This window comes from uncultured Formosa sp., assembly GCF_947500765.1.
In the GTDB taxonomy this organism is placed as follows: domain Bacteria; phylum Bacteroidota; class Bacteroidia; order Flavobacteriales; family Flavobacteriaceae; genus Formosa.
The window spans coordinates 525,159-537,573 of record NZ_CANMTH010000002.1 but is presented as its reverse complement, the minus strand read 5'-3'; the positions used below and the strand labels follow the sequence as shown (position 1 = coordinate 537,573).

The window sequence follows — 12,415 nt, the reverse complement described above, 5'->3', positions numbered from 1 at the left end:
TTCAATATTCTACAAAAAACGAACATATTTTCAAACTTTAAGGAATTATTATTGTTTTATTAACCATAAATTATGAATTTGGTCATTGACTAATTCAAATAAAATAAAATGAAAACAAAGTTTAGTGGAATTCTAACGCTATTCCTAGCGTTTGTCGTGCAAATTACGTTTGCACAAGAGAAGACAATTTCAGGGACCGTTTCAGATCCAAACGGTTTACCTCTTCCAGGAGTTAACATTATAGTAAAAGGTACTACAAATGGTACTCAAACAGATTTTGATGGTAAATACTCTATCATGAGTGCTTCTGGCGAAATTTTATCCTTTTCTTTTATGGGATATAAAACGAAAACAACTACTGTAGGTGGAGCTTCAACAGTTAATGTAACTTTAGAAGAAGATTTAGCACAACTTGATGAAGTTGTTGTAACTGCATTAGGTATTTCTAGAGAGAAAAAATCTTTAGGATATGCGAGTCAGGAAGTTGAAGGTGATGCCGTATCAAAGGTTAAATCTCAAAACTTCGTAAACTCATTATCAGGTAAAGTAGCAGGTTTAAACATTAAGCCTTCAGGTACTATTGGTGGTTCTACAAACGTAGTTATACGTGGTAACAGTTCTGTTGCTGGTAACAACCAAGCATTATTTGTTGTAGATGGTATTCCAATTGATAATGGAAACTCTAACTCATCAACTCAACAAGCCGGTGGTGGTGGTTACGATTATGGTAACGCTGCATCAGATATTAACCCAGACGATATTGAATCTATTAACGTATTAAAAGGTGCTGCTGCATCTGCATTATACGGTTCTAGAGCATCGAATGGTGTAATTATGATTACAACTAAAAAAGGTAAGAAACAAAAAGGTATTGGAATTACAGTTAACTCTAGTGTAACAGTAGGTACTCCAGACAGAGAAACATTACCAACATACCAGAAAAAATATGGTGCTGGTTATGGTCCATATTACGCAAGTAGCGATGGTTTTTTTGACTTAGCAGACGTAAACGGAGATGGTATTCTTGATGAAACAGTAGCATTTACTGAAGATGCATCTTATGGTGCTGAATATGATCCAGACAGATTAATATACCAATGGAACTCTATCTACCCAGAATTAGATACATACCAACAAGCTACTCCTTGGGTTGCTGCAAAAAATGATCCTAACTCAGTTTGGACAACCTCTTCTACTTTAATCAACTCTGTTGATTTAACTGGTGGTAACGAAAATGGAACATTCCGTTTAGGCTACACTAACATGATGCAAGAAGGTAACTTACCTAACTCTTCTATTAAAAGAAATAACATTTCATTTAATGGATCTTATAACTTAACAGAAAAACTTACTGCTTCTACTAGTTTTAACTTTAGTAAAACAGATGGTAAGGGACGTTACGGTACAGGTTACGATTCTAAAAACCCAATGCAACAATTTAGACAATGGTTCCAACTGAACGTTGATTTAAAAGAACAAAAAGAGGCTTATTTTAATACAGGACAAAACGTAACTTGGAACTCTAATAGTGTTTCGGATACGTCTCCAATATACTCAGATAACTTTTACTGGACTCGTTATGAAAACTACGAAACAGATACACGTAACAGATTTTGGGGTAATGTCGTTTTAGATTATGAAATTACAGATTGGTTAAGTGTTTTAGGCCGTTTTACTTATGACAGTTATGCTGAATTACAAGAAGAAAGAATCGCTGTAGGTTCTGTAGATGTTTCTGAATACTCACGTTACAACAGAAATGTATCTGAATATAACTACGACTTAATGTTATCTTTCAACAAAGATTTATCAGATAAATTAAACCTTTCAGGTATTGCTGGTTTTAACTTAAGACAAAACAATTGGAACAGTATTTATGCTGAAACAAATGGAGGTTTAAACCTTGCTGGTCTTTACGCATTATCTAACAGTGTAAGTTCTATAGAAGCACCTTCTGAATATGATGCTACAAAAGTAGTAGATGGTGAATATGTACAAGCAAGTTTAGGTTATGACAACTTTGCTTACTTAGAAGGAACATACAGAACAGACCGTTCATCTTCATTACCTATAGACAACAACCGTTATGACTATTGGTCTGCAACAGGTTCATTAATATTCTCAGAATTATTAGAAGCAGATTGGTTATCATTTGGTAAATTAAGAGGTAACTACGGTAAAGTAGGTAACGATACAGATGCTTACAACGTATTTAACACATATTCTATTGGAACACCATTTAATGGAGGAATAGCGACAAACCCAGGTGCAAAATCTAATCCAGATTTATTACCAGAAGAACAAACAAACTGGGAAATTGGTTTAGAAATGCAATTCTTCAAAAAACGTTTTGGTTTCGATGTAACATATTACGATGCACTTAACGAAAACCAAATTACTAGCGTACCATTATCTAACTCTACAGGTTATAGTTCAGCATTACTTAATGCAGGAACAATTTCAAACAAAGGTTGGGAAGTAACATTAAATGTAACTCCTATTCGTACAGAAGACTTTGCTTGGGATATGAATGTTAACTGGTCTAAAAACACAAGTTTAGTAGAAAAATTAACAGACGGAATTGACAACTTAGTATTACAATCTTTTCAAGGTGGTGTGAGTATTAACGCAACTCCAGGAGAAGCTTACGGTACAATTAGAGGTACAGATTTAACATACAATGAAAACGGAGACCCAATAGTAGGGACTAACGGATATTATGTTACAACTGATAATAGTAACAATGTAATTGGAGATATTAATGCTGACTGGAAAGCTGGTTTATATAACTCGTTTACTTATAAAAACTTCAACTTAAGTTTCTTACTTGACATGCAAAAAGGAGGAGATGTATTCTCTCTAGATACTTGGTATGGTTACGCGACAGGTCTATATGACTTTACAGCTGGAACTAACGAATTAGGAAACCCAGTAAGAAATACAATAGCTAATGGTGGTGGAGTTATTTTACCAGGTGTGCAAGCAGATGGTTCTGTAAACACAGTAAGAGCTGCAGCCGACACTTACGCTAACCCTTGGGGATATGCTAGAGCATCAAACTCACAACACGTTTACGATGCTGGTTATATTAAACTTAGAGAAGCAACTTTTAGCTATAGCTTAAAAGATTTAGACAAATTACCATTTACAGGAGTTACTTTCTCTGTTATAGGTAGAAACTTGTGGATTATTGACAAGAGTGTACCTTACTCAGATCCTGAAGCAGGATTAAGTTCTGGTAATGCTCAAGGATACCAATCTGGTGCATATCCAAGTATTAGAGAAATTGGTGCAAGTGTTAAATTACAGTTCTAAAACAAGAAAAAATCATGAAAAAAATATTTATTACAGCAATATCTTTTGTTCTTCTTGCATCTTGTATGTCTGATGAGAAATACGAAAGTTATAACGAAGATCCTAAAAACCCGACACAAGTAGAAGCGTCTTTTCTTTTCAATTCTGCTACTGTGAGTTTATTCGACCAAATGACGAGTACCAATGTAAACACAAATGTTTTCAGACTACTTGCTCAAAACTGGACAGAAACAACCTATATAGATGAAGCTAACTACGACTTAACAGGAAGAACGATTCCTCAAAGCCATTGGTCTGAGTTATATAGAGATGTCCTTTTAGATTTAAAAACAGCTAAAGAATATACTGAGGCTGACACAGATTTATCTACTGAAGATATGGAGACTCAAGTTGCTCAAATCGAAATTTTAGAAGTCTATACTTGGCAACAATTAGTAGATACTTTTGGAGATATTCCTTATACTCAAGCCTTAGATGCTAACGCTTATCCATTACCTGTATACGATGATGCTGCAACTATTTACGAAGATTTATTAACGCGTCTTAATTCAGTTTTACCTAATTTAACAGGAACAGGTTTTAGTTTAGATAATATTTACAGCGGAGATGTTTCTGCTTGGTCTAAATTTGGTAACTCTTTAAAATTAAGAATCGGTTCTCGTATTGTAGATGCTCCTGGAATGTCTGCAACTGCTCAAACTGCAATAGAATCTGCAGTAGCAGCTGGTGTATTTACATCTAACAGTGATAACGCAACTATTGAATATACAGCAACAAGCCCAAATACAAACCCGTTATGGGAAGATTTAGTTGAGTCTGGACGTTCAGATTTTATTGCAGCTAACACTATAGTAGATTTCATGAATGATTTAGACGACCCTAGACGTTCTGTGTTTTTTGATGATAACTTAGGTACTGGTGTTTACGAAGGTGGACCTTACGGAGACAACAACACTTACTCTTTATACACACATATTGGAGACGATATGTATGACCCTGAATTTAGAGGTGTATTATTAGATTTCTCTGAAGTATCTTTCTTCTTAGCTGATGCTGCACAAAGAGGTTTTTCTGTAGGTGATACTGCTGAAAATTTCTACAATACTGCAATTACTGCTAATTTTGATGATTGGGGAGTTGATGGTGTAGACGCATATTTAGCTCAATCTGATGTTGCTTACGATGCTACTAACTGGAAAACATCTATTGGTACACAAATGTGGTTAGCAATGTATAATAGAGGTTTTGAAAGCTGGACTGCATGGAGAACTTACGATGTGCCTGAATTTAACTTACCAGTTGAAACAGGTAATCCAGTACCAACACGTTACACTTACCCTGTAAACGAGCAAAACTTAAATGAAACAAATTGGTCTGCTGCATCTGCTGCAATAGGAGGAGATAGCCAAACCACTAAATTATTCTGGGATGTTAACTAATAAGTAAAACATTCTATAAGTTATATTTTTTGAAAGCGGTCGACTAGTTCTTGAATTAGTCGGCTGCTTTTTTTAGCACTATAAGCCACTTTTACACAAGTGGTTTTTTTATGCGTAAAATTTTTAATTACCAATACATAAAATATTGTACTTTTGCCACATGGAAAAAGAGACTCAAATTTTTGGAATACGTGCTGTTATTGAAGCTTTACAAGCTGGAGAAAATATTGACAAGGTATTTGTTCAAAAAGGGCTTAAAGGTGAATTATCTCACGAATTAGAAGGTGTTTTACGTAAACAACGTATTAACGTTTCTTATGTTCCTATTGAAAAACTAAATAAACTAACCTCTAAAAACCATCAGGGTGTTGTTGCACAAATTGCTCCAATAACATTTTGGGACATAGAAGAATTAGTAACCAAAGTTACCGAATCTGGTAAGACTCCCCTATTCCTATTGTTAGATCAATTAAGCGATGTTAGAAACTTTGGAGCTATAATCCGTACTGCAGAATGCACAGGTGTAGATGGAATTATTATTCAGAAAAAAGGAGGGGCTCCTGTAAACGGAGATACTATTAAAACAAGTGCAGGAGCTGTCTTTAAAATGCCCATCTGTAAAGTAGACCATATTAAAGACGCCATGTTTTATATGCAAGCCTCTGGAATAAAAGTTATTGCTGCTACAGAAAAAACAGAAGATTTAATGTACGATGTATCTTTTAAAGAACCATGCGCCATTATTATGGGATCTGAAGGAAAAGGAATAAACCCTTCTGTACTAAAATTAGTAGATGCAAAAGCAAAATTACCTTTACTTGGTGAAATAGGATCTCTAAATGTATCTGTTGCTTGTGGTGCTTTTTTATATGAAGCATTAAGACAACGTCGTTAATATTACACTTTGAATCATTTTAGGTTATATCAAAACTAGATACCGTTTTATAAATCATCTTAAAAACAGAATACTATTCCTTGATCCTAGTATAAAGGAATAGTATTATAGATAATAAAATGGCTACACAAAGTACTACTCGTATCTCCCCCACTATTCACTTTATTATAAGTAAGAAAAAAATCTAGCTGAATTTTTAAATCAGCAAAAAAAAGATAGGACGACTTAAGTATTTGTTTCTCTAAAAAATAAAAAACCACTCCATTTTTCTAAATTCTTAATATAGAGTTCACACTTAAAAAAAGAATTATAATAATGTCACTTTATCACAATTGTAGATTTTAAAATTATTTTGATTTTTTTCAGATAAAATAATTACTCTCAAATAGTTATCAAAGAACTCCTCTTTAAGGCTAAAAACCTAGTCTATATCCGACATAAAGGAAAATACATCACACAAAAAAACTAACATAAAGTGTTATTAGTAATATTATCGTTGGTTAAGTAAAAAACAAGATTAAGATTTTTTTAATGTGAATCTATTAAGAAAATAGAAAATCACATCAAATTCTATTTGACTTTAACTTAAAAACACATGATTTCAGTAATAGCAAGGGATCGCAATGGATATGAAGTACATAATATAAAGTTAAAAATAACAAATTATTACTTATTTTGACACGTATAATTATATATATCTCAAAAAGATAACAAAATCTTAAAATTTAGTTAATTATAATTGCTTTCTTAACAAATAATTGTGATTTTCGTGTTTGATAATTCTAATCAAAATATTAAACATGAAAACAAAGTTACATGGTATTTTAACGCTATTTCTAGCGTTTGTCGTGCAATTTACTTTTGCACAACAAAAAACAGTTTCAGGTACGGTTACGGGAGAAGACGGTTTACCGTTACCAGGAACTACAATTTCAGTAATAGGTACAAAAACTGGAACATCAACAGATTTCGATGGAAATTACAGTTTAAAAGCTAATACTGGAAACAAGTTAAGATTTAGCTTTATGGGCTTTATCACTAAAGAAGTAACAATTAGCATGTCTAGCACTATAGACGTCGTATTAATAGAAGATGCTACATCACTTGAAGAAGTTGTTGTTGTCGCTTTTGGTACAACAACAAAAGAAGCTTTTACAGGTTCTGCAGGAGTTGTAAGTTCTAAAGATTTAGACTTACGTCCTTTATCCTCTCCTATTTCTGCAATAGAAGGTAAAGTGACTGGAGTACAGTTTCTTTCATCTTCTGGACAACCAGGTTCTTCACCTGAAATTGTTATTAGAGGTGTTGGAACTTTAAATGGTGATACAGACCCACTTTTTGTGGTTGATGGAGTTGCTTACGAAGGAGAGTTAGGAACATTAAATCAAGACGATATTGAGTCTATGACAGTACTTAAAGATGCTGCTTCTACATCGCTTTACGGTTCTCGTGCTGCAAATGGTGTTGTTATCATAACAACCAAAAAAGGAAAAAAAGGTTCTGGAATTTCGGTTAATGTCACTAGCCAATATGGTGTAATTACTAAAGCTATCAATGAATATGAAGCTGTTTCTCCAGGAGAATACTACGAGTTAATGTGGCAATCTTACAAAAACTCTTTAGGAGGTGGTGCAGATGCTGCAATAGAAGCTTCTTCATCTATATTTAATCGTTTAGGACGTAATCCTTTTAATGTTGCAAACGATCAAATCGTTGATGTTAATGGAAATTTAAATCCTAATGCTCAAGTTATCGCAGAAGACTTAGACTGGTACGATGCTTTAGAGAGAACTGGATCTAGATCTAGTAATTCTATTAACGTATCTGGTGGTGGAGAAAAACATACTGTCTTTTTATCTGTTTCTAATTTAGATGAAAAAGGATATGTTATAGAAAGTGATTATAAAAGAGTAACAAGCCGTTTAAGCGGTAGTTTCGATGCTACAGATTGGTTATCTTTAGGAGGTAATGTAAACATATCTAACGAAAAACAACATGGTCCTCCTTCAAGAGACAACTCTGTTGCAAACGTTTTTGGATTTGCTAAAAACATGGGATCTATTTACTCTCCTTACTTATTAGACCCTACAACAGGTGCTATTTTAAGAGACGAAGCAGGAGATGTAATTTGGGATCGTGGAGAAAGTATTTCTTCTCTAGGAATCCAATCAAGACCAACAAATGTAGGTCGTAATGCGCTTGAAGAAGCTATTTTAAACAATGAACTTACAACTACAGACAATTACGGTTACAGATTTAATGCTGACATCAAACCATTAGAAGGTCTAAAACTTAGCTTAATATACGGTCAAGATTATCAAGATGGTGTAAATCAAAGTTACGAAAATGCAGAAGTTGGAGATGGTGCACCTACAGCTAGATTTAGTGATGAAAGATATCAAAGAACGACTGAAAATTTTAATCAAATATTATCTTACAACAAATCTTTTGGTGCGCATAATTTTGATGTTATGGTAGGACACGAAAGTTTCAGCAGAAACTTTTCTCTGAACAGAGCTTTTAAAAGCACACAAACTGCAACAGGAATATATGAGTTAGACAATTTCTCTGTAGTTTTAGACGCCTCAGGTAGTAGTACAGATTACAAATTAGAAGGGTATTTAGGCCGATTAAATTATAATTTCGACAATAAATACTACTTAAGTGCATCTGCAAGAAGAGATGGATCTTCTGTATTTACAAATAACAAATGGGGTACTTTTTATTCTATAGGTGGTTCTTGGAGAATTGATCAAGAAAATTTTATGGATAACGTATCTTTCATTAATAGTTTAAAATTAAGAGCATCTTATGGAGAAGTTGGGAATGATCAATTAGGAAATTATTATATCTCTCAACCATTATATGCAATTTACTCTAATGCAGGAGAACCAGGTATTTATTGGGATACAACAGGTAACGAAGATCTAGAATGGGAAACTTCAGAAAGTTATGACTTTGCTCTAGAATACGGTTTATTTAATAATCGTTTATCAGGTTCTTTTGAATACTATAAAAAGATTTCTTCAGACCTTTTATACAATGTGCCAATTCCGGCTTCAGAAGGTCAAATTGAAGCTCCAGATAACGTAGGAGACTTATATAATGAAGGTTTTGAAATTGGAATAAACGCTGCCATTATACAATCAGATAAGTTCAATTGGAATTTTGGAATACAAGCATCTACACTTAAAAATGAAATCACCTCACTTCCATCACCTTTTACTACCGGCTCTAAACGTTGGGAAGAAGGCAGATCTAGATTTGATTTCTTTTTATACGATTATGCAGGTGTAGATCCTAGTAATGGAGATGCATTATACTACATGTACGAAGAAATAGATGGACAAGTAGGTATCCCTGTTTTAAACGAAAATGGTACTCATGCAACAACAAGTAGTTGGTCTGATGCAGGTAAAGGTTTTACTGGAGCAAGTGCTGTACCAGATTTAATTGGTTCTATATCTAACAGCTTTAGCTATAAAAACATTGAACTTAGCGTATTATTATCTTACCAATTAGGAGGAGATATTTTAGATTATGGTTATGCTGCAATGATGCACGAAGGTGATTATGGAGCTTCTTTACACCCAGACGCACTTAAAGCATGGAAAAACGCAGGAGACATTACAAATGTACCTCGTATGGAAAATGGAAATACAGATTTATCTCCAAGCTTATCTTCTAGATGGTTAACAGATGCCTCTTACTTAGCTATTAGAAATGTAAACATCGCTTATAATTTAAGCAATAGTACTACAGATAAAATAGGATTAGATAAATTAAGATTATTTATTTCTGGAGAAAACTTATTTACGTTTACTAAAAGAGAAGGTTTAAACCCTCAATACAACTTAGCAGGTACACCATCAGGTGATGACTATAACCCAAGCAGAATAATCTCTGTAGGTTTAAACGTTGCATTTTAAATTATAATTCTTAATTAAAAAACATAAAAATGATACGAAATAAAATTCTATTATTACTTGCCATGTCAATGGTAGTATTCGTAGGTTGTAGTGAAGACTATCTAGAGACAACACCTACAGATTCAATATCAGAAGAAGCCGCTCTTTCTAGCACAGAAAACATGGACCTTATATTAAATGGACTTCATAGAATGATGTACGGTCAAAACGTTTTAGAAGGCGGAACTTCTAGTAGATCTGGAGAGAGCTACTTTATACCTTCATTCGATGCTATTGGAGGTAACGCTATTCATTCTTCTCCAGGAAATGGTTGGATGACATCAGACTTAAAATGGAATACACATACACTTCCAAGTTCTACAACAAATTTTAATCTTTGGTTCCAACGCTACCACTTTATAGAAACAGCAAACACCATAATTAATAAAGTTGCTGAAAGTGATTACACAGAAACAGAAGACTTAAACAAAGTCTTAGGCCAATCTTATGCATACCGTGCATGGGCATACTTAAGATTAGTTACAAGTTTCTCTAGAGGATATATTTATGGCACACCATCATCAGATCCAGGGGTTCCTGTATTAACTGAAGCTGGAGCACCTTACGAAGGAGGCCCTCGTGGCACTGTTGAAGAAGTTTATGTACAAATGGAAAGTGATATTAATGCTGCTATTAGTTATTTACAAAACGGAAGTGCTGCAGATAATAAATCTAACATTTCTCTTAATGCTGCTTATGGTATTAAAGCACGTATTGCTTTATCTAAAGGAGATTGGGCTACAGCTGCAGAAAGTGCTGCTCTTGCAAGAGATGGTTACCCTATCCTAAGTGAGACTGACTGGTTATCTGGTTTCAATACTACCGACTTATCAGAAGTTATCTGGGGAGGTACTGTTATAGACACAGAAACAAATTACTACCAATCATACTTTTACTTTATTGCTTTTGCCTTTAATGGTAGTTTAAATAGAAGTAATCCAAAACTTATTAGTAAAGAATTATACGATAGACTTCCTGCTACTGATTACAGAACACAAGGATGGTTACCTTTAGCTCCTAACACAAACTCTGCAGCGTCTAATGATCAAGGAGGTAGTTACGAAACAGACCCTAACTATGATAATGCAACAGATTTCTGGGCAGCATGGGAAGATATTATTGAAACTTACGGAGCTACAACAGGACACAACACACACCCTTACATGAGTGTGAAGTTTAAACCAAGTAATCCTGGTTCTATAGATCCTGATGATGTAATTTATATGAGATCTTCTGAAATGGTTCTTATAGAAGCTGAAGCAAAAGCCATGTTAAATGATGTTTCTGGTGCTCAAGATGCTTTAGATGTTTTAGGTTCTGCAAGAGATAGCGCTTTCGATAAAACAGCATTTGCAGATCAAGCCTCTTTAATGGATGAAATTAAATGGCAAAGAAGAGTTGAATTATGGGGTGAAGGATTTAGTTACCATGACAACTTAAGATGGGATGAGGGTATTGACCAAACAAATTCTGGGGCGTCATTAACACTTTATCAAGACGGTTTTATTCAAGCAAAACCATCTGTTAACGATGAGTGGATTTTTAAAATTCCTCAATCAGAGATTGATGCAAACCCTTACATGACTGATGCTGATCAAAACTAAGCATTAGACTTAAATTCAAAAAATATAAAAACTCATGAAAAAAATAGCAAATATATTTTTAATAATACTCTCATCAACTCTATTACTTAATTGTGAAGATGATCAATTTGAATCGTCTCTTGATTATGTTGCTTTTGGAGATACAACATACTCAAGTAGTGTTGATATTGACGGATCAACAACTGTAGATGTTGTTGTTTATACCTCTAAAATTGTTGAATCTGATGTAACTTTTAATGTCTCTGTAGATGCAACTGATGCGCCTGCAGGTTCATATAGTGTACCTACATCAGTAACCGTACCTAGCGGAAGTAATTCTGGAATATTAACAGTTTCTTTATCTGATGTTGATTTAGGTATTGGAGTTAATTCACTAAGCATAAGCTTTACAGATGTTGCAACTGGATACGGTAATGGAAGTTCTACTTCTGTTGAATACATCCAAACATGTAATGAAGTAATTGCAACATTAGATATTACTTTTGATGGTTACGCTAGTGAAAGCGGATGGTATATTACCGATTCTCTTGGAGGTACCGTAGCATCTAGTAGCGATTATACAGATGGTCAAGCTACAACATCAGAAAGCATTTCACTTTGTTTTGGTAGAGATTATACTTTTGTAATGACAGATAGTTACGGAGACGGCTTAAGTTATCCTGCAAACGGTGTTTACACGCTAACAATAGATGGAGAAGTAAAAGCTACTGGTGGTGGAGATTTTGGCGAAAGCGAATCTACAGCATTCGACACTAAATAAATTTCAAAGTGTTAATTCATTAAAGCCACCTCTAACGAGGTGGCTTTTTTATTTTATAGACATTAAAACAAGATCTCCAATTTCAACATGTAAAACCCTAAAATAAGGATAGCTATTTTCTTCTATTTTTAAATAATTAAAAATATATAATAAGCATTAATATCTTAATATAAAACTTAAATAAGAAAACCTCTCCCCCTCTATATCGAATACAAAAACAGCTTGTATTTAATTAAAACACAACTTCATTCTCATATAATAATCGTTAATATAAGTGTATAAAAAACGTATTATAAGGAGGCATTAGAATAAACAAGCTTTTTAAAATGACAATTCTGTCATTTTTATATAAAAATCATACTAAAAAAACCTAAATCTATTAGTATGAGAAGACTGAAACGTTATCAAGTTGAAAAAAAAAGAAATAAATTTTA

6 protein-coding genes are annotated in these 12,415 nt (G+C 33.7%); all 6 read left to right on the top strand.

Going from position 1 to position 12,415, the window contains the following annotated elements:
• The first annotated feature begins 108 nt into the window (after window positions 1–108).
• The 6 genes from Q1B05_RS05375 to Q1B05_RS05350 all read left to right on the top strand — a co-directional run bounded on the left by Q1B05_RS05375 (window position 109) and on the right by Q1B05_RS05350 (window position 11,981).
• A complete protein-coding gene (locus Q1B05_RS05375) occupies window positions 109–3,315 on the top strand; it encodes a SusC/RagA family TonB-linked outer membrane protein (RefSeq protein WP_299778375.1) in 3,207 nt (1,068 codons plus the stop codon).
• Window positions 3,316–3,329: 14 nt separating this feature from the next.
• Window positions 3,330–4,754 carry a SusD/RagB family nutrient-binding outer membrane lipoprotein gene (locus Q1B05_RS05370; protein WP_299778373.1) on the top strand — a complete coding sequence of 475 codons (1,425 nt, stop codon included), beginning with the start codon at window positions 3,330–3,332 and terminating at the stop codon, window positions 4,752–4,754.
• A 160-nt stretch (window positions 4,755–4,914) separates the two neighbouring features.
• Window positions 4,915–5,649, top strand: coding sequence for a 23S rRNA (guanosine(2251)-2'-O)-methyltransferase RlmB (gene rlmB / locus Q1B05_RS05365; RefSeq protein WP_299778371.1), 735 nt, complete (start codon window positions 4,915–4,917; stop codon window positions 5,647–5,649).
• An 800-nt stretch (window positions 5,650–6,449) separates the two neighbouring features.
• Entirely contained in the window at window positions 6,450–9,578 is a 3,129-nt protein-coding gene (locus Q1B05_RS05360) for a SusC/RagA family TonB-linked outer membrane protein (protein WP_299778368.1), read from the top strand.
• 29 nt (window positions 9,579–9,607) lie between these two features.
• Window positions 9,608–11,221, top strand: a complete 1,614-nt coding sequence (locus Q1B05_RS05355; RefSeq protein WP_299778366.1) for a RagB/SusD family nutrient uptake outer membrane protein — start codon at window positions 9,608–9,610, stop codon at window positions 11,219–11,221.
• A gap of 34 nt (window positions 11,222–11,255) precedes the next feature.
• Window positions 11,256–11,981, top strand: a complete 726-nt coding sequence (locus tag Q1B05_RS05350; protein WP_299778364.1) for a hypothetical protein — start codon at window positions 11,256–11,258, stop codon at window positions 11,979–11,981.
• The last annotated feature ends 434 nt before the right edge of the window (window positions 11,982–12,415 follow it).

What these genes read in the sequence shown, in the direction of transcription:
- Q1B05_RS05375 (WP_299778375.1), top strand. Translation starts at nt 109, where the DNA reads ATGAAAACAAAGTTTAGTGGAATTCTAACGCTATTCCTAGCGTTTGTC.
- Q1B05_RS05370 (WP_299778373.1), top strand. Translation starts at nt 3,330, where the DNA reads ATGAAAAAAATATTTATTACAGCAATATCTTTTGTTCTTCTTGCATCT.
- rlmB (WP_299778371.1), top strand. Translation starts at nt 4,915, where the DNA reads ATGGAAAAAGAGACTCAAATTTTTGGAATACGTGCTGTTATTGAAGCT.
- Q1B05_RS05360 (WP_299778368.1), top strand. Translation starts at nt 6,450, where the DNA reads ATGAAAACAAAGTTACATGGTATTTTAACGCTATTTCTAGCGTTTGTC.
- Q1B05_RS05355 (WP_299778366.1), top strand. Translation starts at nt 9,608, where the DNA reads ATGATACGAAATAAAATTCTATTATTACTTGCCATGTCAATGGTAGTA.
- Q1B05_RS05350 (WP_299778364.1), top strand. Translation starts at nt 11,256, where the DNA reads ATGAAAAAAATAGCAAATATATTTTTAATAATACTCTCATCAACTCTA.